This window comes from bacterium, assembly GCA_041649255.1.
Taxonomy (GTDB): domain Bacteria; phylum Hydrothermota; class UBA3073; order JACQXS01; family JAQTXJ01; genus JAQTXJ01.
Genome location: JBAZNK010000004.1, coordinates 151297 through 177217, shown reverse-complemented (window position 1 = coordinate 177217; position 25921 = coordinate 151297). Strand labels below are relative to the sequence as shown.

Genomic DNA, 25921 nt, shown 5'->3' with positions numbered 1-25921 from the left:
TGCTTGCATCGGATAAGTTTAAGGAGAGGTAGGAGGGCTTTAAGTAGAATGAAGAAAACCACATATCCAAAACTTGAGAAATCCATTGTGAATTTTTATAACAGGGTAAACAAAATGCTATTTTGGGGTGGGAACTGGGGCTTACCAGAAGCGGTTGAACATCAAGAAGAATCCGAAGGATATGTTAAATTTTCGTTTGTGCGAGGTATAAAATGTTTAATGCAAGTAGAAGAACCAAAGTGTCAGAGAGATAGGTCGGGAGTTCGAGATGTGCTTACTATGAGTTATGCTGTTAACATAAACACTGAATGTTCAAAATTTAAAGCTTGGGAAAAAGAACTCCGAGGTTTTGAATGGGCTATAATCCACGAAATGATTCATATTTGGGAGCACGAACGATATATAGAGTATGCTCTCTATGACATCAAAAATGCTCCATTTGACCAAGACAGTATATATTGGAGCGACTGTTATTTGGAATCGCTCTTATTAATAAGTGAGTTCCTGAGACCAAAGGATTCTATCCTCCGCAGGAGTTTGTTGGACAATATGTATCATCACAGGATGGAATTTTTTACAATGTGTACTATAGTAAGTAAGCGAATTATGGATAATACTAAACTTTTTCAGGAAGTTGCCCCCGAGATATTAAAAACTTATTCCAAGAAAAGGTATGCGTTCAAGGCATTAGTTAAGAAACTCTACGGATATATATAAAAACAAAGAGTCTAAAGCTATTTAGTTTTCCTCCTAATATTCTTTTCCTAAATCTGCATTCTCCTCTATTTCAACAGTAGGCTCCGGATACCCCGGGATATAATGGGGAAAATCCTCTTCAAAGTTCGAAGCAAACTTATCCTGCTTGAGAAATCCGGAATGTTCTATACTTGCTTCTTCCGGTCCCATTGAGGTAAGTTTGTATTTCAATTTATTCTCTACAAATTTCTGAATATTAATTTTTTGATAATCCATACCGAGCATTTCCAAAATGAACTTTAACTCCGACTTCATTGTCAGGCGGTAGTAGTCCTCCTGTTCCAATTTGGGTAATAGGTGCGACCAATCAGCTGTATCCATAGTACTGATGTCCCAGAAATAATAGAAGTATAGCTCCAACACCTTAGCAGATATTTTCTTTGCAGAAGGGAATTGTGATTCATATAGCTCTATGATCTCATCTATTTTTAATTGTTTCAGCGATAGAATGCTTAGAACTAAGCTATCGTCAGTAGTAGCAAGTTTATAGGCTGTTTCCATATCGTTGTTTTTACCAGATTCAAACTCATACATATCTGTTAGGCTATACTTTTTCAGGGCTTTGTTTAACGCCTCTTTAGATAACGCTGCTGCGTTTTGTAACGCACTTAGTAGCTCGTTATCAATGCCGTTATAGAAACGCTGTCTATGCCCTTCTACGTCTTCTGTGGTCAACGTGGTATGACAGACCAACTTAACATGATTTTTAATCTCATCAACGGGAGTCTGACGTATAATCAGATATGTCAGAAAGTTATGGAACGGGTATTCAAATCTTACCGGCAGACAGTCAACCATAATTTTTTAGAGAAGTTCGTTTTTGAAAAAAACGTTTTTCATTTATCTTCCGAACCTTTTCTGTGTTCTTTTAGTTCGTTATAAGTATGAAACATAGACCTTTCGGCAGAGCGCTCATACTCTTGGATACGATGCTTTTCTTCTTTACTCAATGCAAGCCTGGGACGAACAGATTTATGAAATCCATGCAGGCTATCAATATCGGAATCTGCTCTGGCGCAGCGTTGAAGCCGTAGGATATATAAACATATCCTGTCTACCAAAATGGATTCAAACGCATCGGTAGGATGAAGGGTAGAAATGATGTCTTCTTTAAGCTTACTAAACTCCTCTCTTTCCTCGTCACTTAGAAATATTCTATTCGTGAAGATACCGTGTTTAACAGCATTCAGCCGAGTATTTGTCGTATCTTTTGGACCACCGCCCTTCCCCTGGTTATTGGCTTCGTTCATAAGAGTTCTTTCTGAAGTACCTGCCAAAGCCCTTTAACGTCGCCTGCAAGCATTGCATTGTAACAATTTTTATACGATTCGTTGTCCAGATAATCTATAAAGCATTGCCAATCCCGCTCCGTCATATTCGAACTATCGAAAAAATAATAGAAATATTTGTTCAAGTCATCTTCGGTTAAATCATCGAGTTCGGGGAATCTTGTATGTACTTCTTTCAAAATTTCTTTTATTGGTGTTCCCATAGCCTTAAGTATATTTATAAAAACGGCAACTTTTGGGAATGTGTCCATAAGACTCACCATCCGACAGATCCAACTATTCACAAATTGAAGTTTAGGCATGTCATCCATAAACGGGGCTAATTCTTCTATTTTTAAAACCTGAAGGCATTCTTTAAATTCCAACGAATCTCTTTTGGGCTTGTTTATAAAAAAGTTTTCAACGGGGTCTCCCATTTTTGCCATCTCTTCTTCGAAATCCTTGTAAAATAAGCTATCAGGAACCTTGAATCCAAAGAATTTATGTATTAATTCACTCTTGTCTTTATCAGAAGAGCCGATAACAATTAAATACCGTAGATGCCTTTTAAACGGTATTTCGCGATGCAGATCCGGGCGTGCAATACGCATTACATCCACTAACTTCATTTCCTTCTGTTCATTCTGTTCCTTGTTTACCGCAACCCTCTCATACTCGAATTTCATATCTCCCCCTTTTTTCTAACATACTTGTTGTCCTAAGTTTATCAGTATATGACAGAATTTTATTTTTTTAGCAAAACTTGTCAAGACCCAACCGAATAAAAAAATTAAATAAAAAATTAACCCAAGATTTACATAAATCTGTCTAACTTTTTTACAAAACAATCATTGTCTATTTCCCCCATTACCCCAGCAATTGCGTTGTTTTTAATGGTATAAGAATAATAGTAACGGAGGAAGATATGAATAAATTTCACGCTCAGTTTTTGCAAGAGCTCAAAAAAATAAAAGAAGAAATTCTATATTCTATAAGATTGGATAAAAAAATCGATTGTGACAATTATGAGGACATTGCGAGACTAAAGGTATATGAGAAAATAGAAAAAGCATATCTTAAGTTAAAAAATGGAAGTTGCAAAACAAATTAAACTATTATGGAATTACACTTTGAGACCAAGAAATAGAATACACCTTAATTTCTACTTTTACATCACTTGTGGAAGAAGTATTTACAATCTTAAATAAGAGAGTATCGCAGTTAGTAATTTTAGTAGAGGGTATATACCAATTAATATTATAAGTTGTATCTGTTTGGATATCCTGACAAGAACCTGTTAGTTTGTGAAGGAGAAATGTTACTCTTCCATTTGTAGAACCTGAGATATGGGTTGTTACAATATTTAATGTATCAGCTAGTATGTCATAACGCGCTCTTCTATATATAACAGAGTCGTTTTTAGGGATAATTGCGGTTGAATCCATAATAATCTCTACAAACCTTTCAGGTTTACTAAAACACGATGGTAAAAAACAGATAAAAAAGGCAATAACTAAACACAGACCGAAAGGATAAATATTTTTCATATCTATAAATAATCTACGGTCTCTATAATAATTTGTCAATAAAAAATGGAGGTAACAATGGGAACAATAGCAATAACAATAGGGAGTGCAGATAATGGTAATATTCTTGCCCGTGCTGATAAACAAGTAGAAGCAAGTATTTCACTAATGGATTTTGTAAAAATAGGAAATACGATTGGCAGAATTACCAGGATTACAGACAGTCACGATTATTCAACAGAACAAATACTTACTAACATTGCAAAGAAATGTCTAAAAACCAGGCTTAACATTCCAGAAGAAACGAAAGAGATGTTATTTAAAAGAATAGAAATAGAACCATTAGGCACGGTTTATGACACAGGGGAACTCACAGAGTTCGAAGGTAACATCGGATATTTTATGCCGGTGTTTGAAGCAAATGAAAGTGAAATTGCGAAACTTTATCCTAATCATAAAGAAGGCATAACAATAGGGAATATAGCCTCCGGATATAAGAGCACAAATATCCCATTTAAGTTAGACATAGATTTGGCTTTATCAAGGCATGCTTTAGTGCTGGGGAAAACGGGTACAGGTAAAACAAATTTCTTAAAAGAATTAATTGCGTCTAACCTTGAACTCAAGTCTCCACTGCCTATGCTTATATTCGGGCATCCGGATTTAGGAATGGATAACCCTAATGATAAAGGTACAAGGGGACTATCCGCATTAGGAGATGATAAGGTTGTGCTTTTTGGATATGAAAAAAGACTAAAATTATCTCCCGAAGAGTTAGCGTTAACCGATATATTTGAGCAGTTTCCGGATATGTCTACTTCGATGCGTGACCTATGGATGCACATGCAAACGAGGGAGCCAAAGAATTATATCGAAATTCTTGCTAAATATAATTTAAACTCAGACCCGTATAAGTTACATAGACAGCAAATCCCAGACCCGCAACACAAGGGGAAAAATATAACGGTAGGCATTGCTCCTATGGCTACGATTGACGCTGTGAGTAAGCAGGCTCGTGTGCTTGCTAATTATATCGACTCTAAGGCATCTCCTATTGTTTCTCAAATACTGATGTCGCTTAAACAAAGCAAAACCGTGTTAATCAACACTTTTAATATGACCGAATACTACCAGGGATTATTTGTAAAATTGCTTTTGAACAGGCTTCAGCAAAGTGGAAAATACGCAATGCACAGAAAAGTATCCCAAAAATATCTTGTTGTCGTAGATGAAGCACAACACTTCATAAAAACCTGTGGGGAGAAAATTGCTGAATTCGTGATGGAATGTAGGAAATTTGGAGTTACTTTATTATTGAGTACTCAATCACCTGCTTCTATTCCGGCAAGTGTTTATGGACAGATTTATTCTACTATCGCATTTCATTTGAACAAATCGGATTTAAAAGTATTGATTGATTATTCGCCATTACTTGAAGATTGCAAGTCAATGATACTACGACCTCCGTTGAATAAAACACTTGGCTTAGCGATTGCACAAGTAGTGGATTATCCGTACCCCGCAGTAATCCGAGTCCCTCACTTTGAACGAAGGTTCAATAAATAATAAATAAAACGGAGGTAACTACATGACAGAAGAAGAACTACTAAATATTTCAATTCCAAGAGCTAAAATAAGTTCTAATCTTTCGACAGGCGAATTATTGGATTTACAGGTAGATTACAGATTAGAAAAAAGTAAAGACGGACTTTGGTACCTTATTGGCGAAGCCAATCCAACTGGAACACCAAAGGAAGATAGACTGCTACTTGCATCGGAAGAGGTCGTGGATATTATGGATGGCAGTTTATCGGTAGACGAATACTTGCAGGATGAGACTTTTCAAACCCATCAAAAGAAATTGGCAGAACGATTGGCTATGTCAGTTCTATCGGAGCAGGGAATGACTACAAATAGGGAACGATTTGACGTTACGCTCGAACCTTACATTTTACAGCAACACATCGTCCAGACGAAAGGCGAAAATCTGCTTGCAGTCCTCATTAAAGAGCTCAAAAAATCAGATTGTTGCAATCCTATTCCGGCTTATCTCCGTGTAACAGCTCCTACCGGTTTTATTCCAGACCCTATGACATTAGAGAGTCTCGAACAACGAATCTATGAAGGTACACCGGCAGTTGCATTATTGGGACCAACAGGGAGTGGGAAGAGTGCACTTGCAAGATATATGGGTGCAAGGCTAAATAACGAAGGTTATGGAGTATACACAATTGACGGGAATGCACGACTTGAAGGGGATGCTTTGTTCGCTAGAGATGACTTCAACAAAGATGGGACTTTTGTTTTGGAAGGTATTTTATGCAAACTTGCAAGGGAAACGAAAAAACAGGAAATTAAATTGCTAGTGGTACTGGAAGAGTATAATTCTTTTTCTGACGAAACACGGCGTGAATTTTACAGACTTTTTAGTGATGAGGATAGGTATTATACCATTCAATCCGCTAAGTATCAAAATTCAGAAGCTAAAGTAGATTTCTCCAATGTGCAATTTATTTTGACCGCAAACCCCTTGAGTTCAGACCGTTATCTCACGGATGACATGAAAAGACTTTCAAATGCAGAATCCCGTAGGCTGGTAATTCTCTACCAAGATTACACTAAAGACCCGAAGACTATTACAAAGATATTGAAATCTCTTATTACGAAGAAACCAGCATACCAAAAACTTAAACAAAAAATCCCAGACATTGATAACCAGATAAATTGGAAGTTAGGCGTAGATGTATTCAAAGCTATTACTGACAATATAGAAGGCGATTCACTCGGATGGGACATTGGTTACACCCCAGTTGCAGATTTTCTTTTTACGAGCACGCTTCGTCAACATCAACCGCAACGATATGTTATAGCTTTATCCGAACACATTTTGAATGCAATTCCGGATATAAATATCCGTTCTCTTGCCTGTGAAAGGATAAGGCAGGCTACGAATATTATAGTGCCGAAAGAGTATATTACAAGAGGTGCATGATGGAAAGAAATGAAATCCTTGAAGCGAATAGACCTTTAGTCTTGTATGGAGGAGCACAATGGGCTGACGCTATACCGGAATGGATGATAACAGCGATAAAAGAAGAACGGGTATTCTATTCGGCAATGGGAAAAAAAGAAGCCGGTGATTGTGAATGTTTGGCATATCTCGTTACTGCTTCTTTAATGATGCCTCTTTCGGATGAATGGTATAAGGCATATATGTATCTCGCATCACGAGCATTCAAAAAGAAAGGGATAAAAGGACTGCCAGATTTTCTGCAGGATACCGAATTATCCGAATATAACCAACATGGACTAAAGAGACTCAGGGTTTGGATTTACGACCATAGCACGAAGGCATTCAAGATGAGAAAACCTATTGACACTCAATTTATTCCACAGTTACAACTGTTTGCCGGTAAACGGAGGTGCCAATGAAACTCAATCTTGCTGATTATATCCGACACTATGTCAAAAGGGTAATAGGGCTTAATATTCCGGTGGAAGACTCGCCACAACCCTGTGCAGTTTATCAGCCCAAACAGATATTGGGATTACCAGTTTCAGAAAAAACTTTAGGACAATTTCTGGGCGAAGAATTCGTATCTAATGCAAGCAAAGAACTACTGTTCTCTATCATTATTGGATTGGGATACCACGAAGCGGCACATCTTTTATCGGGGGAAGACAATATTACAGAGCCACATATATTGAATAACGTTATATGCGATTCAAACGATTTTAACTTTGTGCCTAATACTTGGCCCGGTTCAGTCCCGTTTACACTTTCCCTTGTAAACACCACCTATCAGCAGAGTCCAGACATTGCGGATATCCCGTTAAAAACAAAGAAAGATGAATTATGTGCCCTGTTGGAGCTTGCCATTGAATTTATGAGGAAAAGACGAGTAAAATTCGAAAAGAAAGATGTAAAGGAATTGGTTGACTGTCATCCATTACACGACGCTTTTGAGAAAATCAAACCAATTGTAAAAGAGGCAAGAAAAGCAAAAATCAAAGATAGACCTACTTTAGTAAAACAATTATTTGAAGTGCTGAAAGGCTACTGGGTGGAGGAAGAGAAACAAAAAGGTAAAGGTAAAAAGAAGGGCAAACCTTCACCAGAACTCACAGCAGAAATGTTAGACAAACTGACAAAATCTGCCGGAGCAGGAAGAAAATTAAATAAAAGTGATGTCAGTAAATTACAACGACTTGCGGAACAAAGCGGTGTATTGAGTAAATGCAGGGAAGTAATGCAGAAAGTCGAAAAAGAAATTGCTAAAGAAGCCCTTGAACGAATTCATTCGTGCATTGATAAACCCTATGATTTACACGAACAGAAAGAAATGTCTTCGTATCCACCACAAATAAACGACCAAATCGTATCAGAAATCAGGAATACTCTAAAGCCTATACTATTCCAACGAGCTATAAAAAGAATGGCACCAAGTACTGTGGGGATACGATTTTCTTCATCGCATTTCCATGAGATTAAGACTAACCCAGATAAGCCAAGAATAAGGAGGGACGTGAAAAGAATAGCAAGAACTATAGATGAGACAAATATTATCTTATGTTTTGACCGTTCCGGAAGCATGGCAGGCGAAAAGCAGGAAACTACAGTTCAGATTGCAAGCAATCTCTACAAAGCTCTTTCCACTATACCAAAGGTAAAGACACAGTTATTGGGATTTAATGACGTGCCAAATCTAATAAAAGGGAATAGAGCTGTATCTATGGATACTGCATTACGGCGAATTCCATTAGGTTTACAAGCACAAGGTGGAACTAATTTCCCACTCGCATTGAAAGAATGTTTGCGATTAGCGAAAGAAACACAAGCACACAAAAAACTTGTTATTATTCTAACAGATGGGGATTTGGCAGGGGACTTTCCTATACGAGACTTGCTTGTATATGCAGAAGAATACAGAATTGAAGTAATTTGCGTAGGCATAAAAGGCAGCAACGTTTTTGAATTGAAACTGCATTTTGATAAATCAATATATGTGGATAGGATTAATGACTTACCACGTAAATTAAAGGAAGTTACTCTATCAAACATATAATTATCTACCGATAATATCAATAAAATTTAACAACAGGAGGAAAGATGAATATCATAGAAGGATTTAGACTTGATAGCCTCGAAGTCCACTTCGGACGCACTGTCAAGACGGGAGATTTTGAAAATATAAGAGCGGATTTGACAATCGGTGGAGCAATTACCGCACAGAAGGATGTTACAGAAGTCAGTGCTCAACTATTTCAGTTACTGGATCGGCAAATATCCGAACAGCTGAAAACTTCTCCAGCAAGTCCAACGCCAAGTGTTGCTTCAGGTAGTGGCGCTCCAGCAGGTGCAGGCAAACCAGGACAAGGGACAAGACAGGCTTCCGGAAAAACAGGGAGAAGTTCCCATCAAAGGGAATCAGGCGATGGTGGCGAAAAACTTGCGACAGCTCAACAAGGTAAAAAGATATGGGCAATGCTGTATAATCAAGGATTGTCCAAAGACGAGATCGTACAACGCCTTGAAGAAAAATTTGGAACAAGCGATATCGCTGAAAACGTATCGGTTGGAGATGCGAGCGACTTTATCGAAGAGTTGCAATCAGCAGCTGTATAACCACGATTATTAATATAAAGGGGGGCTACTTGAATAGACGGTAGCCCTCAAACCATTCATATAGAAAGGAGGCGTAACTACTATGGAACAAACCTTTAGTGTTTCCCGAATAGAACGTTTCGATAAGTGTCCGCTTTCTTGGCGGCTACATTACATAGACCATATCCCAGAAATATCTACTCCCGAACTTCTTATAGGAAGCGCAGTTCATAAAGCAATTGAAATTTATTGTAAACAATTACTTAACGGGAATAAAAGAAGCAGCATAAATGAGATAATCTCTGAAGCCACAGATTCAGTATCAAACGGAGAAATCCTTAATGATGTTAATAGAATATTCCAGGATTTTATAATAACGCATGATTTTAGTAAACGTAAGGTTCTAGGCGTGGAAGAAGATTTAACCCACGATATTGGAAAATATAAATTTCGTGGGAAGCTCGATTTGACCGAAATGAACAATGTCCCTTTGATAAGAGATTGGAAAACAGGAAGAAGAATCTACAGTCAATCAGAGGCTGACAGTTCGCTTCAGGCATCTGCTTATGCATTGCTTCTCTACAAAGAATATCCAGAATTTCGAAATTCTAACTTTTTTGTATGTAAGTTTGAATTCGTCCGCTTCCAACAGGTAATAGAAACTATACGCACACAAAAGGATATTAAACTTACTGAGTCATACCTCATAAAAAAAATGGATACCATTTCTAATGCGGCAGATAAAAATGATTTCCCTCCCAAACCTGGTCATTTCTGCGGGTGGTGTAGTTACTCTAACCGATGTCCTATAGATACGAAACCAGCCAGTCCATCGGCAATTGCAAGCCAAATCCTAATCCTTGAATCTATACTCAAAGACGCAAAAACCAGAATTAAAGCCTTAGTTGAAAAACAGGGACCGGTTGCTATTAACAACGAAATCTTTGATTTTTATCCCCAGGAATCTGAAACATATCCTGTTGCTAAGTTTATGGAAGTTCTCAAGAAGAATAAGGTGCTAGATGCATTCAAGTTCCTGAAGGTTGACAATGAAGAAGCGAAACGTTTAAGTCCACGAATTCTGGAAGAATTGCTGCCATTATCTATTGGGAAGGTAACAACAAAATTTTGTCATAAACAAAGAGAGGTGGCACAATGAAACTTGCAATGCCGAAGTTACCAAAGATAGGCGGAATATGGGTTATTGCCGCAACCATCATTCTGGAAACTGCCGACATCGGAATTAAATTTATCCGAGAACGTCGCCTGCGACGGGAAATGGAAGCGGAGGATGAGCTACGTGAATCCAAGAATTATATTCTAAAGAAATGCCTTAACATTCTACAAAATCAACAGGAAAGGAGAAATAACGATGAAAGCACAGAATGATACCCTCACAAGGGAAGAATCCCTCGCCCTCTGCGTGTTCCTTTATGCCGAAAAACAAAGGCACGGCGAGGATATTAGAATGATAGACGGAGCATTAACTCAACTCAAATGCAAATATAGTGTTTCCTCAGATGAATGGAAAAGTATTAAGAAAAAAAGCAAAAGGTATGTAACGTTTTAGATTTGGAGGCAAAGATGGTATATGTACAAGCATTTGTCTTGAACCCTTTGATTTGTATTTTCATCCTTTGGGCTCTTGTAAAAACAATCTCAGGGAAATTAGAACAACGAATGAACGAGGAAATAACGGAAAAAGTTTCAATAAAATCATTACCTGTTTCCGAAATTGCCGCTGCATTAGGACCTACGATTGAAGAGTTGGCAGATAATATAGATGCTAACATCCCATGGGTAGCGAAATTCTTCGGTAGACGCTGGTACAACGAGACCACCGGAAAGCTAAATGCACTATGTGATAAAAGAAAACTGGAGGAAATTTTGGAAACTGTTTTCGATGAGATAGACCTTAAAGAATTAATTTCAAATAATGCAACAGTAAAAAGTAATGCCGGCGTAACATTGAATAAAATTGTAACCGCAGCATTCCCATCGGGACTTACAGTAGTATTTTCAGGGTATCTGATGGGCGCTTTAATCGGAGGAATTGAATTGTTAGTAAGATATAAAGTATGGTAACAGGGCAAGTCCTGGCGTAAAAAAGAGACAGATAAAAAGATTGTGCCAGGCTGTCTTCTTGCCCGAGAAAAAACAAATCAGGTTCTGCACGCCACAGCACGATTAAGAACGAGAGTAATGGTAGCTCGTCGCCTGGCCACATTCACGGGAGGTGTTGGATGTACAAAGGGTTAGCGGTGCGAATTGAGATGATACGAGAAACAGTCGAAAAAATGGGACCTGCCGTAAAAACTCCGCAAACAGTATGGGAACTCTTGTCAGACTTACGGAAAAAGGACAGGGAATATTTTGTAGTGTTGTGCCTAAATAGCAAAAACAGAGTTTTATGTATCAATACAATCAGCGTTGGGACTTTGAATGCGAGCATGGTACATCCGAGAGAAGTCTTCAAACCTGCGATTCTGGCGAATTCGGCAAGTATAATTCTTGCGCATAACCACCCAAGCGGGGAACCGGAGCCAAGTAGAGAGGATAAAGAAATTACAAAACAAATTATGGAGGCGGGTAAAATACTTAATATTCCGCTATTAGACCACGTAATACTTGGCGGGGAGAGTTGGATATCTTTGAAGATTGAGAAACTAATGTAAGAAAGGGGGGATAAGATGAAAAACGTTGATAATGGCGGGAATGTAACAATTATGCTAAGACAAAAGGCAGAGAAAATATTACTCTCAAAATATGATAAAGCGATAGGTAAAGTCAGAACCGAGCATAGAGAGCTCAGTGAGCGGATAAAGAAGGAAGTAGTTTCTGAGCTGGGAATTGATAAATCAGTAGAAGCTCTGGTAGAGCTATACGAGAAAACCGAGGCATTAGAATCAGAAATAAAGGAACAACTTGGCTCCGGATACGGTTATACTAACTGGAAGGACTGGAAAGCCGGAATTTTCCATGGGGATAAAATTGACAAATTAGTTGAATCAAAGGTCAAACCACAGATAGATGTGGCAAAAGAAGAACTGCGGCTGAAAGAACTCAAGGACAAGCTATTTGAGGATTTGTGGATGGCTGGGCAAACGAAAGCCGTCAAGGACGTGCTTTCCAAGATGATTTGATGAAAACAACAGCGGGTGGGATTAAGTTCCTGCCCGCTGTGTTAACTTCGATATTGCTTACCAATAAAAGATTTCTGATTCTATTTTACCCGCCGGGATAAATTCATTAATTCTGTGTTTATACACTATTGCTATTATTTTTTTATATTTTTCTCTATTTTCGTATTCATAAGTTGTTTTATCGTCCAAGTTTCTATCCTCACCCCAATGTTCTTTTTCCAAAATATCTCCGTTAGAATCATATTTGTATGTCGCCGAATCATATGGAGGATAAACATAATGAGTTATTAAATTTTCATTAGTATCATAAACACATACTGTAATTTGAGAGCTTTCGGGGTGGTCTAAATCAACAGGAGATCTGAAACATTTGCTTTTTGCCAGTTTCCCATTATTGTATTCACATTCTACAACTCCAGAATCAGTTTCTCCTTTTAATAGCTTCTCTTCTTTATTATATATAGCCAATTCACTTTCTATTTCTTCATCAATTACTTTACTACGATATATAGGATCCATTTTTTGCGTGATTTTATCTGTTTTCTCGATAATAATATTATTAGCACCATATACACGAGACAACTCATTCACCCATGCTAACTTCTCTGAAGATAATGATTTCTTAATCATACTATCATCAGCACTATACGCACGAGACAAGTCATTTATCAGATTTCCTAAATAATCATATACACTTCTCTTTATTAAGCGTTCTAAGGTATCATATTTCCATATTGCTTTATTGGCTAATTTCCCGGCAAGTTCCATATATTCACCAGTCAGACCATTAGATACGACCCTCCCGCTTTTATAATATCTATTTTTTTCAATAGGTTTTCCTTGGGTATTGTATTGGTATGTATATGTGTTACCTTGATCCTCTATGATATCACCTTTATTATTGTATTTACACAAAAAATAGAACCTATGCGGAAAAGAATTTACATGTTGTCCTTTTTCTGTAATATATATGCCATTAGATTTCATCACAAATTTATCCTGTCCCCTATCATTCCTCTCGCCCATATATACTACCTCATACAAACTATCTCTATATATAAATTCTTCGTATCTGCTCCCAGGCATTGTGGAGATAAGTGGATTGCTACCATTTGAGTGAAATATTTCATATCCAGGACGATACCAATATGTAGTTTCGTCTACTAACATTCCTTTCTCATCGTAGGTTTTACATTCTTTCGTATTCTTTTTCTCCGTGAATTTCCCATATTTCTCTTCAAAAGTCCACTTAGTTGTGGAAGTTGTATGCATTACGTTTATAGAAGCCTTAGGTGCTTCAACAGTTCCATTAATTGTGCCACATACTATACTGCATAAAAATACAACGATAGCTAAAAACTTTTTCATCTTCGTCCTCCCTTCAAGTCATATAACTTGATTACCTACGTTTCGCTTTCAGCTCCAAGACCTCCGATAGCACTCAATATAACAACTCCAGCCAGTGTAGCAGCTACGACCATTCTCATTTGCACTTGCCTGGATTCCCTCTTGCCGGTTGCAACCCACCGAGCAAAATGCTCGCAATTATTCACAAACAAATTATAATTCGGGTCTTTTAATGCTTTTTTAATTCTGTTTAGCGCTTCTTGTTCATATCTCTTAGGTATTTTCCCAACTACCTCCCATTGTCCGGTAAGATAAAGACTTTTAACCCGTATCCTCGGTCGGGTCTGTTCAATAATAAGAGCAGAATTGCATTTTCTTTTGTATTTAAAGAAAGGGGCTAAGAGCTTCCCAGTACTATCTAAAATAGCATGATGGTCTGTCCATAGGCGTTTCTTCTTCTTTACCCAGTATAGTCCATCTTTTAATTTTTTATAAGACATATAAAACTCCAAATATTGTTTGTTAGCTCTTTTTATTCATTAATTTGGCGTATGGACGTTCTTTTTGAGTACTTTTATACCAATCCCAGTCTGCTTCATCATCATCAATAGCACCATATCCCCACGCTTTCTTAGCAGCTTCATTTATTTTTTTTGCTACTTCTACCATTCCAAACTTTAAAAGTGCATTTACGAGAGGTTCTGCTGCCTGATCCTTCTGCCTACCTGCAATATAACACTTCCCCAGTGCAAACCAAGTATTTAAATCTCCAGGGTTTTGTAGAAGTTTCTCTCTAGATCTCTTAGTCGCTGATGAACAATCATCCCGCTCACTACTTGTAATAAAATCTCTTAATCCTTTACTTAAATCACCTATTGTAATCTTTTTTTTATCTATGGGTTTTGAGGAAGGCTTTTCACCTCTCTCTCCGGAAGAAGCTTTGGATGTGGTCTCGTGTCCTTTTTTTTCTTTTTTACTGGAAAGCTTTACAGGGTTATCTAAAGTTTCAATTAGGTTTTTCCCTTGTAGTATATCTACAGCCAAGTCAAAAATTTTCAATTCTGTATCCGTATCTATTCCATTGGCTTTCAAGTAGTCAATTGAAATATCATACAGGCACTCTTTTGCATCAAGTTCAACTCCTTCTTTCTTTGCCTTTTCAATCAAATTAGGTATTATCTTATATTTCCATGTCTCCATAAATATGTGAGTAGTTTCATCTAAAGAATAAAGTAAAGGTAAGATAACAAAATCTTCTGATGTTTTTGTTTTATCAAGACTAAGCCATTTTCTAATTTCCTGTGTTTTTTCCTCAGAAAGTAGTTTTATCATCTTGTGAATTAAATCCTTAATTGATATAGATTCATCTTTTGAGAATCCACAACCTAACAATGCTGACTTGAAACAATCTAAACTATTAGTCCTCCAGTAGCCAGATTCCACTTTCAGCTTACTGAAATCATATATCATTTTAAATAACCGTAATGGTTTTTCTAATTCATCGTAACCTTTCACAGAGGCAGTTTGACCCCATTGGATTACTTCAATTATAGTTTTTATATTTTCTATTTCTTCATCGTGTTTCTTAATCTTTTCTTTTATGACATTGAAATTAGTTATCAATATTTCTCGGAGACGCGTGTTCTCTGTATGGATATATTTTGCGTAATTAGTAACCGCAATAATTGTATGCATAAGTAAAACATCTTGTTCGCCTAATTTATTTAACAACTTCAAAGTATTGTGCTGTGCCTTAGCCAGATTATGAGTAGAGTCATCCCGAAGTCGAGAATTGCCACCTGTGATTGTGCCCCATATTCTTCCCAGGATATTTTGATTTTGTAATGTGGACATATTTTGTTCAGTAATACAAAGACATTGAACAGCGTCTCTTGCAAATGCTTCTGCTTCAACACGAGACTGTTTGAGGGTAGATATTGTTTTTTCCATAGCAGAATCCCATTCTTTTAACTCTCCGGGGTTATATGATACTATCCCGAATGTAGTTTTTTCTTCATTTATTTCTGGCATTTTTACCTCCTTCTTTTATTTCCTTCCCTTGTCCAATAAGTATTTTATCTAACTCTGCATTCTTTTTAGCCGTTTCGTAAGCTCCTTTGAACAACTTGCTCAACTCTTTAACAAATTCCTCGCCTTTAGCGAAAGAGTTAAGAAGATGTTTCATATCTTCAAACGCTTCCTTTACATATTGTTTATCCTTTGATTTTTCCCCTATATTTCGCCCTTCTTGTTTTAATAACTCTTTTCCTTCTTGAATGTATCCTTTAGCTTGTCCTTGCAATTCTGCTCTATCAACTGTCGTTATATCAACGCCTTGCATGCAAAAATGTATCATAGCTCTTCCAAGCGCATAAGTTGTACAAAAAGCAATAGGAGCCTGAATTATGTCTCCTAAAATGGTTCCAACAACCGGGATCCACTTAACCATGCTGGCGGCCCCTTGAAGAAATTTTCCGGTTATGAGACCATCGAGAGCCCCGATTATTATATTTTTGTATTCTTCCAGTTCAGCACTAAGCTCAAAGAGTTCTGATAGCCTAATTAGCATTGTTACTTGCACTCCGCCAATACCTACAAGATCAGTTGTTGGATAGGGTGAGAGAGCAGCTATTGCTGCTAAAAAAGAGTGTTTTTTAACAATCCCCATCGCCTCCGTATACTTATCTGTTCCTTCTTCTGTCATCCTGCCCTCCCTTCAAGCTTCTACGCTTGAATTAAATCCTAACTATCTCAAAAGCCACAAGAATAATGGCATAAGAATTATAAGAAGAAGACATCTCCTTCCTATAAACTTTAATGTTAACGTCCCCTGGCTAATAAAAAAGGGGCGGTCCAATTGCTCAACTACGATCGAAACCGTAGTTACTCCACGAGAGACTTGGAGCAATAGACTACCCCCTGTAGCTTTCGCCACTAGGGTAACTCACATGGCTCTCGTGGAGCTATTTAAACAAGCAAGTTACAACTTACATTTTAAGTATCAAAGAACTGATTCCAATGTAAAGCGGGAGGGAGAAAAAGTCAAGGAAGTTTTATTTTTTGACGTTTTCGTAACGTATTTGCCCGTGTAGGTTGTTTTTCAAATCACATTATTTATTTTCATTTGACTTCTAACGTATTCTATATTATCTTCAAAAAGTTAAGTAGCACTTTGTTATAAAAAATGAGCCGACTAAACCGAACCAAGTCAAAATCCAAAAAGTGCTTAAAATCAACCGTAAACAAAGTCTCCCTACATCCTAATCATAGCATGAACAAAATATTAGTACTATCAAGTAAGATATATGAGGATAAAAGAGATAAGAAACTCTTATTAGACACAGAAACAAATAATGGAAATTTCTCTTTTGATATTAGAGATTTTACTGACTTTAAAGCTGGGGATTCATCATTGTTTGAGTATTCAGCACTGGTAATAGATTTAACAACATCACTTGGTTGTCCGAGATGGGACGAAAAGAAAATGATTAAAGAAACGATAGCGGAATATAAAAGTGAAGATAGCAATTGGAAGAAGTTTATAAATTCCGTTCCTGACTGGGTAAATAACGGAGAAGTTGTTATACTATTGGATGGACATGATAATACAATCGATGATAAAAATACATATATAGAAAACGCCTGTGTAGAATTTATGGATGGCTATGCTATGTCATCCCCTAAACTAGTGCCAATCCCTTGTAGAGACCTTGCAGATTTTTTTGACATACTCGATATTCAGTATAAACCATTCTCAAAACCCGAATCAGAAGCAGTAACAATAGTTCCTTCTATCCCTGACTTTAATCCTGAACAGAAAACAGCATACCGATCTATAAAATTAATAGATGAAGGAGGAAAAGAAACATATCCGGGATTAGAAAAGATAGCCGTAATTAAGGAAACGGTAGTAGCCTGTGCTATAAAGCGCGGAAAAGGGTATATTGTTTTCTTGCCTCAAATTGCAGGCAAAGATTATTTTCAAAATATACTCAAAGTATTAAATTACTATATAGAAAAGACAAAAGAAATCATTGAGGTAAAAGGAAAACATTCTAAATATGACTTATATATTCATGAGGATAAGGGAAAGGGGTATAATAAAAACTATTTCAATTATAAAGGGATGGGAATAATAAACATAAGTCCTAACGAAGCCCATGTTCTAAGAATAATTGTCGAAAGAGCTAAAAAGAAAGAACCGCCTATTACGGCAAAAGAGTTGAGCAGTATAGAATTACCAGGAAAACAAAAAAACGAAAGTTTGGCTACAAACCAAGAGCCTGTTGCCCAAAAGCGACTTCACAACTATGATTATGTCTATGACATTATTTACAAGCTAAAGAAGACTTTTAGAAAATTTATAACAGGCAACATTATAAAAGACGGTAAGATTAAGAGTAGTACGCCAGGCATTACAAAAGGGTATGAACTGAATACAACACTCATTAGCCCTGAAAAAATAAAAATCATTTGATATTTCCCCAAATTAGTCACGATTTACCTAACTAAAATTTTTTATCGAGATCTAAGTAAATTCCGCTTTTCCCATATTACTTAATACTTAAATTCAGTGAGATAAAAAAAAACTCTTCGAATTGCCCTATTTAATAGGAGATTTATCAATATTCTATTAGACTGAGGGTATGGAAACAGAAAAAACAATCAAAAGAAATGAACTAAACGTGACGGAAGTAAGATTATCGTTGTACGGTAAAAATGGGATTATAGCCTTCGCAGAAGTTATACTAGGCAACTCTTTACGCTTAAACGATATTGCTATTAAACGCACAGAAGAGGGGAAATTATTCCTTTCTTATCCTTTGAAGAAGACCCAATCCGGTTCAGAGTATTTTTACTATAACCCCATTTCCCAAGAATTTGGAGAACAAATAAATAACGCAATATTTGACAAATTAAATGAAATAAGGAATGAGATATATGAAACCGCTAAAAGTTTTAAGTAACTCCGAAGAGCTTTACATATTATTTCAAGAGCTCTATCCCCAATCTATTAAGAAGGGAAAACATTTTCAATGCCCATTCCACGAGGACAAAAATCCTTCACTCTCTATATATCAAACCTCCGATGACCAAGCCAAATATCATTGTTTCGGATGTAGGGAAAATGGAAATGCGATTACGCTTGTAATGCGTAAGAACAACTGTGAATACGTAGAAGCGTTATCAATACTGGCAAAGAGAGAATGCATAGAGCTTAAAGATGTTGATATTGCGCATATAAAAGAGACTAAAAAACGCGGGGATCTTTACGAAAAACTTGGTGATTATTTCAAAGAAAACTTGATAACGCACCCGTCAGGAGAAAGAACAAGAAACTGGCTTATAAAACGGGGTATTCCTAATGATGTATGGGCGAAATTACCAATTGGATTGTATCCTGGAGAGGCAGAAACAAAAAATTTCTGTAATAAATTAGGGATGCCAGATGATTTGATGAATGGATTTTTGAGGAGGAGACAGGACTGGAATGGAAGTACAGTTTTTATATACTATAATGATTTTACAAGGATATCAAGGTTTAAACTTAGAATCCCGGAAACAAAAGAAACTATTTTTCTAGGGAAGAGTGGGACGAAATCTGGCGGGGATTCTGGATTTTTTGGTTTAAATTTCTATACATCTCAAAACACACTAAAAAACACCCTCCTCGTAGAAGGTGAATTCGATTGCCTTAGTATACATACGCTTTCTCTCTTAGCGTATGGGAAACCGACAGAAGCGCTATGTCGGTCGGGAAGCGCATTAAATGGCGTAGCATTAAAAAACCTATCCCGGTTAGGTATAAATGAGGTTTATGTGATGCCGGATAATGATGAAGGTGGGGTTAAATATATTCAAAATATTCTGAAAAATAAAGACAAATTAAATATATGTATAATTTCGCCTAATGACTATAAACCAGGGGAGGATCCCTGCGATTATGCACGCAGAATCGGAGATATCAATAAATTTGCTGAAATAGTGAAAAAAAGTAAATTACTTCCATACCAATGGGTTGCAAGAACAATTACACAAAACAATAAGGACACACCAGAAGGAATTATAACGGCACGTCAGGAAGCAGTGCAATGGGCTAGAGAAGAAGGACTTGATGGGGTTGAATTAGAAGATTTCGTGAAAGAAGTAGCATCTGCTACACAATCTACACCAGAAGCCCTGAAAGAAGAAATCCAAAAAGATACGGGAATAGGAACAAAAATAGTCACAATTGATAGTAAAGAATATTTGGAAAATGGCACTGGGTATGCAGAAATAAAGACAATAATAATAGATAGGGAAAAGATTCCGAGAGAAGAACAATTGTCCAACTTCAAATTGAGAATAGATACGGTAATTTCCATAGAAGAAGGGGAATCGCAATACACAGGTAACTTAATTATTAATAATGAAAATTTAAATTTTACTGTCGGGGAAAATGTACTTTGCGACAACAAAGAGTTTGAAAAAGCAATAACCCATAGAAAACCAACTGGTTTGTATTGGCCAGACAAAAAATTAGGTCTAATCCGAGTTCTGGCAAGGCATTTTAACCAAGAAGCAAAAACAATAAAAGGCACGAGAACTATAGGATACAGTGACAATGCCTATATCACACCTTCCGTAATAATTAAAAATGGTATAGTAAGTCCCAACAATGAAATAAAATTCATAATTGACGGTGAAAATAGTGCAATAAAAAATTATGATTTCATTTTAACAAATGATAAAGATGAGCTTAAAAAAGCTGCCAATTTTGTTCTCAATGACTTTCTTAATCTTACTTCGCATAAAGTTACGATACCCCTTTTGGGTCAAATTGCATTGGCGCCTATCAGAAGAGAACTTGAAATTCCACCTACTGTTCTATTTTTAGAGGGACTGACAGGATCATGGAAAACTGTTTCCGTTAAAGCTGCTCTCAATTTTTATGCCGATCATCACATGGACGCTGGGCTTCCATCAATTAGCTCAACTGCAAATGCAATTGAAAAAATGGGGTATTACATAAAGGATGCTCCTTTTATTTGGGATGATTTCAAATTGGAAACCAAGGGCAGGGATGCAGAAAGAGTTCTGCAAAATTTTTACGACCAACATGGACGCGGAAGATTGCAGCGCAATTTACAATTCAGACCAGAGTATTATATACGGGGCGAACTTATAGTTACTGGAGAAGAATTTCCGCCTAACCTTGCATCAGTTCTCCGACGGTCTTTAATTATCAGGTGCGAAAAGCCCTTACATAGCACAGCAAAAATTAAAAAGTTTGATAAAAACAGACATTGTCTAAGAATGCTTATGCCACATTATATTGCCTGGGTTCAGCGAAATGGGATATCCTACTTTGATGGGGATGATATGGACCAAACAGATATAGCCGTAAAAGCGAATTTAACTGCCCTAAAAACTTTTTTTGCTTTTCTGATGGATGAATGCGACATTTCTGAAATGTTTTTGGATAATTTATTTAAGAAAGCCTGTGAAATTCTAACTACGACTTCTGCAATGGTGAAAGAAAGTATTCCTTTGGAACACAAGGAGATAATTTTTATGCAGACTATATGGGAACTTCTTGCCACTAAACAACTTTTGCTGAAAGAACCTGTCATAGAATTGAATGAAAAAGGCAAGAAAGTGGGATTCATCGGCAAACAAACTATTCCGGACGAGATCGAAGGTGGAACAAAAGAAGTAGAAATAATTTGTATTTACCCTACTATCGCTATCAATGAAGTGGAAAGAATTACCCATGTCAAATTTAGTAAGAACTCCTTGGGTAGGAATTTGAAAGACGCTGGCTACCTTGTAACAACTGAAAACAGGAGTAGTCCGTCACAGTCAGTCTGGGATCCTGAGGCTGGTAAAACTGTTAGCTGCTGGGTGTTTAATAAGGATGCATTTGACAACAAAAATGAATAAATTTTTCATAACAGTTTTTCAAACTGTTAGGCAATTATTAGGAACTGTTAGGTCGGGAATCTGTTATTTGACATTGAACAACAGGGACCTTACAGATCCTAACAGTTTTATAGGGAGTAATAACACACGTGTACAAAAAAATTTAGTTAGTCCACTCTTAATAATTATTAGTATAAAACCGTCTCCCTTTGTTACAAAAAACCGTTATGTGTTAGGAATAACTTTTTTTGTTTATATATCAAGGGTTTATAGAGATTTTATTCCTAACATTTATTTAATACAAATCTGTTAGGTGAAAAATGGAAGATAAGTTTAAAAAAGATTTATAAACATATAATATTAAACAAACAATTTTTCTTGCTAAAATGCAAGAAGAAAAGGAGAAAACATGCCAGTAGATAGCAAAACCCTTGCCACTGGGATTGGACCAGAAGGTGGGTACGTAGCTCCGGACTACGCATACGTTCAGGAGCACGAGTATAGCTACGAGGAAGTCTGCGAAAGAATTCGCCAGGCTTTGAAGTACGGAGACGCGGGAACGTGGGACGCAGCTCTTTGGGCTTCAAAAGCAGCTCTAAAGTTTCCAGAGGCAGATGCAGCACCAGAGATTGCCAAGGATACGAGGCAGTCGATTAAATGGGTTCAAAGGTTGATGGATGTGTGGAAAAGGTTCGAGAAAATAAGAGAAACGGGGAAATATGATTACCTGTTTTTTTCGCATTTTGCTGCAGTCCTTGATATAGAAGATGATGCCAGAGCCCAAGAGTGGTTGGATAAAGCCTCGGATAATAGTTGGAGCGCAGGACAATTGTATCGTGAAATTACCAAGGCTGGAGAGCATACATTACTCCGATACAGTATTATTGAAAAGGTCTCTGGACGGTTAGAACATTCTCTCGAAGGATTCAAAATATTCAATGAGAAGAAACATAAAGACAATTTTGTCATCATCGAGGACAAGCTAGATAAATTAGTTGGGAAAAAGGTTAAAATAACCATATCCGTGCAACAGAAAGGTGACACCCGAGATGGGCAAGTAGATAGACCGGCAGGAACCATTTAGTATAAAATAAAAAATTATCTGGGATTTCTGTAAATCCTAGAAAAATGTTATGAAGTCGATAACATTATAAAGCCCTGTGTTTACGGGCTATAGCGAGAGTTTCTCTCGCATTTTATTTAGCTTGTAATTGCCCGCCCCAAATGGAGCGTGGGTGATTCATTAGAAATATTTTTTCTCCTTATTAAGGGGAAAACGTATAAAATGCGGGGGAACTGTGTTAAATCAGGAATCTGTAAAGCTCAACAATTTGCTAAACATAGAACAAGTAGCAGATCTATTGGGTATAAAAAAATCCACGGTTTATTCATATACACACTACAAAACCATACCATTTGTGAAGATTGGTCGTCTCGTAAAATTTGAAGTCTCTAAGATACAAGAGTGGAAAGATAAAATGCCCTCATGTGACGGGAAACCCCTTTCTGATTGTGGTATAAGAAGAATAGAGAGGAAAAAACAAGGTTTTAATTCACAACAAATTGTAACCACAAAACCTTGTAATCCTTCTTCAGATACCAACAGAAAGGAGGTTTTAATGAAGGGCGTTTATAAAACAGTGAACAAATCAGGGACCAAATATGGAATGCGTTTTGTTGATCCAAGTACCGGAAGGGAAAAGAAGCAAATAGTAAGTGCTTCAAAAGATTTAGCGGAGAAATCGCTTATGGATATTACCTTGAAAATAGAGAGAAAAGAATTCCTTGGCATTGAAGATAAGAAACCCGTGAAATTTGCCGATTTTGTTCCGAGATACATTGAGTATTGTAGAGGGAACAATTCTCCCCTACAAGCTCAGCATAAAGAAAGTGTTATTAAGAGGAGGTTTATACCTTTATTCTCGAATAGAAAGCTTACGGATATTAAGTCCCAGGAGATTGAGCAATATAAATTAGATAGGAAAAACTCTGGCAAGGTTGCCCCTGCTACAATAAACAGAGAATTAGCCGTACTGAAAAATTTATTTACGAAGGCAATTGAATGGGGACTGGCATTTGACAATCCTGTAAAGAAAATAAAGTTCTTCAAAGAACCTCCGGGCAGGCTTAATTACTTGACAACTTCCCAGATGGAAACTCTTGTAAATGCCTGTGTCCCTCATCTAAAGCCCATTGTTATTACTGCACTTAATACAGGGATGAGAAAGGGAGAAATATTAAATCTTGAGTGGAAGGACATTGATTTCGCAAACAGGAAACTTATTGTACAGAATAGCAAAAACAATGCGAAGAGAGTGCTCCCGATAAATCCTACTCTATATGCAACGTTAAGCGATATACTAAGGGTAGGGAACAAAGTCTTTGATAGTAGTAATTTTAGAAAATCTTTTGATGCTGCTGTACTGAAGTCAGGACTCAAAGGGTTTAGATTTCACGATCTTAGGCATACCTTTGCCTCTTTTATGGCAATGAGTGGATGTTCTCTCACAGCACTGCAAACACTTATGGGACATAAAGATTTTAAGATGACCATGAGATATTCGCATTTTTCTGAACCATATCTTGACGATGCAATAGCAAAAATCTACAAGAAGCAAGAACAAAAATAGAATTATACGGGGTAGCTTATAATTATAACTACCCCGTATTTTCCTTGACAAAATTATAATATTATATAATACCAAAAGGAATGGGGAACAATTCATTTTTATGTACCATAGAAAAATTTTTGGAAGAAATTCGGAAGAAATGAAAAATGAATTCTTGTAAAACCCTATGCCCTCGTAGCTCAACTGGATAGAGCAACGGATTTCTAATCCGTAGGTTGTGAGTTCAAGTCTCACCGAGGGTAGTAAATTTCCTGCCGAATAAAAACGGGCAAGTAAAAGGAGATGGAATATGAATTTCTTAGCGCAAAATTTTAGCAAAAGAGACGTTTACAAAGAAGATATCCTTGATTATATAGAAAACAATAAAATAAAAATTCTTAACTTTTGTTATACTGGGAGCGATAGCAAGTTCAAACAACTTAGTTTCCCTGCAACGGATATGTCTTATATAGATTCTGTATTGTCTTTAGGAGAACGGACGGCTGGAGTTTTCCCGGGCGCAAAAGAAGAATCTGCAGATTTATATATTATTCCAAGATATCGTGATGCTTTTCCGGATCCTTTTACCGCTATCCCTGCTCTTAATATTTTATGTTCGTTCTTTGATAAAGATGGTAACGCCCTTGATATTATGCCGGAAAATATATTAAAAAATGCAGTATCAAGGTTTGAAAAAGAAACCGGTTTAACGCTGAAAGCCGCAGGAGAATTGGAATATTTTGTAATATATCCAAATACTTATGATTTATTTAATACACATAAAAAACACTATCATGATTCTTCTCCGTTTGCAGTATGGGAGGATATGAGAAATGAGATATTGGATACATTAGCCTTCTTGAAAATACCGGTTAAATATGCTCATACGGAGAGCGGTAAAATAAAATACAATGATAATTTTTCTGCCGAACAGCATGAAATTGAATTTCTTCCTGTCCCGATTTGTGAAGCAGCAGAAAATGTTGTTATTTCAAAATGGGTAGTCTGCAGTATAGCAAAAAAGTATGGAGTGAGTACAACATTTGCTCCTGTTGCTAAATATGGTGAAACAGGAACAGGATTGCATTTTCATCTTGAATTACTCCAGGGAAAGAAAAATATCGTATTTGATGCCAATGGACAGCTTTCAACTGAAAGTCAAAAGATGATAGGCGGGATGTTGAAATTTGCGCCTTCATTAACCGCTTTTGGAAATCCGATTCCGATTTCTTATCTTCGTTTTATGAGTAAAAAAGATGCTCCTTCTGCTATATGTTGGGGCGAGAGAAATAGGAAAGCGCTTGTCAGAATCCCATTAGGCTGGCAGGATACGGAAAATAAAATGATGAGTGTTGCCAATCCTGGAAGTGAAAATATTTTCCTGCCGGATGCAACTCCAACAATAGAATTCAGACCTGCAGATGGGACTGCTGCCGTGCAGTTATTGCTTGCCGGGTTAGTTGTAGCAATAGAAAACGGATTAAAAGATAATTCCATTCTGGATATAACGAAAAAACTGTACGTTGCCGAAAGAGAAACTTTAAAAGAAGGATTGGAAATTTTGCCGTTGTCCTGTGAAGAATCGGCAGAAGCCTTAAAAAAAGATAGAACATATTACGAAAAAGATAGGATATTTCCTCCTGAACTAATAGATAATGTTATAAAAGATTTATTGGCCTTTAAGGAAGAGGATGCGATTATTCATAACCCCGATAAAAACAAAGAAAAAATTCCGCAACTTGTAGAAAAATATCTGCATTACTAA

Annotated in this window: 27 protein-coding genes and 1 tRNA gene; 20 read left to right on the top strand and 8 right to left on the bottom strand. The window is 36.8% G+C overall.

Annotated features, from left to right (window positions below; translation table 11 throughout):
- Nucleotides 1-48: 48 nt before the first annotated feature.
- A complete protein-coding gene (locus WC614_04635; GenBank protein ID MFA5032288.1) occupies nt 49-717 on the top strand; it encodes a hypothetical protein in 669 nt (222 codons plus the stop codon).
- Nucleotides 718-750: 33 nt separating this feature from the next.
- On the opposite strand, the gene WC614_04630 is transcribed toward WC614_04635, so the two are convergent.
- Genes WC614_04630 through WC614_04620 form a run of 3 tightly spaced genes read right to left on the bottom strand, consistent with a single transcriptional unit; the run spans nt 751 to nt 2710 of the window.
- Nucleotides 751-1554: a hypothetical protein gene (locus WC614_04630; GenBank protein MFA5032287.1), complete on the bottom strand. Its 804-nt coding sequence runs from the start codon at nt 1552-1554 to the stop codon at nt 751-753.
- A gap of 38 nt (nt 1555-1592) precedes the next feature.
- Nucleotides 1593-2006: a hypothetical protein gene (locus tag WC614_04625; GenBank protein ID MFA5032286.1), complete on the bottom strand. Its 414-nt coding sequence runs from the start codon at nt 2004-2006 to the stop codon at nt 1593-1595.
- A complete protein-coding gene (locus tag WC614_04620; protein ID MFA5032285.1) occupies nt 2003-2710 on the bottom strand; it encodes a hypothetical protein in 708 nt (235 codons plus the stop codon). The genes WC614_04625 and WC614_04620 overlap by 4 nt, the downstream gene beginning before the upstream one ends.
- Before the next feature lie 239 nt (nt 2711-2949).
- On the opposite strand from WC614_04620, the gene WC614_04615 reads away from it, so the two are divergent.
- Nucleotides 2950-3135, top strand: a complete 186-nt coding sequence (locus WC614_04615) for a hypothetical protein (protein ID MFA5032284.1) — start codon at nt 2950-2952, stop codon at nt 3133-3135.
- Between the two features lie 4 nt (nt 3136-3139).
- On the opposite strand, the gene WC614_04610 is transcribed toward WC614_04615, so the two are convergent.
- Nucleotides 3140-3571: a hypothetical protein gene (locus WC614_04610; GenBank protein MFA5032283.1), complete on the bottom strand. Its 432-nt coding sequence runs from the start codon at nt 3569-3571 to the stop codon at nt 3140-3142.
- A gap of 57 nt (nt 3572-3628) precedes the next feature.
- Between WC614_04610 and WC614_04605 the strand changes: the two genes are divergently transcribed.
- From WC614_04605 to WC614_04555, 11 genes are all read left to right on the top strand, one after another.
- Nucleotides 3629-5116, top strand: coding sequence for a DUF87 domain-containing protein (locus tag WC614_04605; GenBank protein MFA5032282.1), 1488 nt, complete (start codon nt 3629-3631; stop codon nt 5114-5116).
- Between the two features lie 22 nt (nt 5117-5138).
- A complete protein-coding gene (locus WC614_04600) occupies nt 5139-6542 on the top strand; it encodes an AAA family ATPase (protein MFA5032281.1) in 1404 nt (467 codons plus the stop codon).
- Nucleotides 6539-6982, top strand: a complete 444-nt coding sequence (locus WC614_04595; protein ID MFA5032280.1) for a hypothetical protein — start codon at nt 6539-6541, stop codon at nt 6980-6982. Before WC614_04600 ends, WC614_04595 begins: the two co-directional genes overlap by 4 nt.
- Nucleotides 6979-8616 carry a vWA domain-containing protein gene (locus WC614_04590; protein ID MFA5032279.1) on the top strand — a complete coding sequence of 546 codons (1638 nt, stop codon included), beginning with the start codon at nt 6979-6981 and terminating at the stop codon, nt 8614-8616. The genes WC614_04595 and WC614_04590 overlap by 4 nt, the downstream gene beginning before the upstream one ends.
- A gap of 44 nt (nt 8617-8660) precedes the next feature.
- Entirely contained in the window at nt 8661-9176 is a 516-nt protein-coding gene (locus WC614_04585; GenBank protein ID MFA5032278.1) for a hypothetical protein, read from the top strand.
- A gap of 82 nt (nt 9177-9258) precedes the next feature.
- Nucleotides 9259-10314, top strand: coding sequence for a PD-(D/E)XK nuclease family protein (locus tag WC614_04580; protein MFA5032277.1), 1056 nt, complete (start codon nt 9259-9261; stop codon nt 10312-10314).
- Entirely contained in the window at nt 10311-10544 is a 234-nt protein-coding gene (locus WC614_04575) for a hypothetical protein (protein ID MFA5032276.1), read from the top strand. The genes WC614_04580 and WC614_04575 overlap by 4 nt, the downstream gene beginning before the upstream one ends.
- Nucleotides 10528-10725: a hypothetical protein gene (locus tag WC614_04570; protein MFA5032275.1), complete on the top strand. Its 198-nt coding sequence runs from the start codon at nt 10528-10530 to the stop codon at nt 10723-10725. The genes WC614_04575 and WC614_04570 overlap by 17 nt, the downstream gene beginning before the upstream one ends.
- A gap of 14 nt (nt 10726-10739) precedes the next feature.
- Nucleotides 10740-11240, top strand: a complete 501-nt coding sequence (locus WC614_04565; protein MFA5032274.1) for a hypothetical protein — start codon at nt 10740-10742, stop codon at nt 11238-11240.
- A 158-nt stretch (nt 11241-11398) separates the two neighbouring features.
- Nucleotides 11399-11830 (top strand): JAB domain-containing protein, encoded by a 432-nt coding sequence (locus WC614_04560; protein ID MFA5032273.1) that lies wholly within the window; start codon nt 11399-11401, stop codon nt 11828-11830.
- A gap of 15 nt (nt 11831-11845) precedes the next feature.
- Nucleotides 11846-12298 (top strand): hypothetical protein, encoded by a 453-nt coding sequence (locus WC614_04555; GenBank protein ID MFA5032272.1) that lies wholly within the window; start codon nt 11846-11848, stop codon nt 12296-12298.
- Between the two features lie 57 nt (nt 12299-12355).
- On the opposite strand, the gene WC614_04550 is transcribed toward WC614_04555, so the two are convergent.
- From WC614_04550 to WC614_04535, 4 genes are read right to left on the bottom strand one after another with little or no spacing between them, the layout of a single operon-like run.
- On the bottom strand, nt 12356-13666 hold the full coding sequence (locus tag WC614_04550; protein ID MFA5032271.1) for a hypothetical protein: 1311 nt from the start codon (nt 13664-13666) through the stop codon (nt 12356-12358).
- A gap of 35 nt (nt 13667-13701) precedes the next feature.
- Complete coding sequence (locus WC614_04545) at nt 13702-14145, bottom strand: lecithin retinol acyltransferase family protein (protein ID MFA5032270.1); 444 nt, start codon at nt 14143-14145, stop codon at nt 13702-13704.
- A 22-nt stretch (nt 14146-14167) separates the two neighbouring features.
- Nucleotides 14168-15676: a hypothetical protein gene (locus WC614_04540; protein MFA5032269.1), complete on the bottom strand. Its 1509-nt coding sequence runs from the start codon at nt 15674-15676 to the stop codon at nt 14168-14170.
- Entirely contained in the window at nt 15660-16349 is a 690-nt protein-coding gene (locus tag WC614_04535; protein ID MFA5032268.1) for a DUF697 domain-containing protein, read from the bottom strand. Before WC614_04535 ends, WC614_04540 begins: the two co-directional genes overlap by 17 nt.
- 567 nt (nt 16350-16916) lie before the next feature.
- Here WC614_04535 and WC614_04530 point away from each other — a divergent pair.
- The 7 genes from WC614_04530 to WC614_04500 all read left to right on the top strand — a co-directional run bounded on the left by WC614_04530 (nt 16917) and on the right by WC614_04500 (nt 25921).
- Nucleotides 16917-18122, top strand: coding sequence for a hypothetical protein (locus WC614_04530; protein ID MFA5032267.1), 1206 nt, complete (start codon nt 16917-16919; stop codon nt 18120-18122).
- Nucleotides 18123-18291: 169 nt separating this feature from the next.
- On the top strand, nt 18292-18612 hold the full coding sequence (locus WC614_04525; protein MFA5032266.1) for a septation protein SpoVG family protein: 321 nt from the start codon (nt 18292-18294) through the stop codon (nt 18610-18612).
- On the top strand, nt 18587-21568 hold the full coding sequence (locus tag WC614_04520) for a CHC2 zinc finger domain-containing protein (GenBank protein ID MFA5032265.1): 2982 nt from the start codon (nt 18587-18589) through the stop codon (nt 21566-21568). Before WC614_04525 ends, WC614_04520 begins: the two co-directional genes overlap by 26 nt.
- A gap of 388 nt (nt 21569-21956) precedes the next feature.
- A complete protein-coding gene (locus WC614_04515) occupies nt 21957-22631 on the top strand; it encodes a hypothetical protein (GenBank protein ID MFA5032264.1) in 675 nt (224 codons plus the stop codon).
- 214 nt (nt 22632-22845) lie between these two features.
- Nucleotides 22846-24177, top strand: a complete 1332-nt coding sequence (locus WC614_04510) for a tyrosine-type recombinase/integrase (GenBank protein MFA5032263.1) — start codon at nt 22846-22848, stop codon at nt 24175-24177.
- Between the two features lie 168 nt (nt 24178-24345).
- Nucleotides 24346-24419 (top strand) — tRNA-Arg (locus tag WC614_04505).
- A gap of 47 nt (nt 24420-24466) precedes the next feature.
- On the top strand, nt 24467-25921 hold the full coding sequence (locus WC614_04500; protein MFA5032262.1) for a glutamine synthetase family protein: 1455 nt from the start codon (nt 24467-24469) through the stop codon (nt 25919-25921).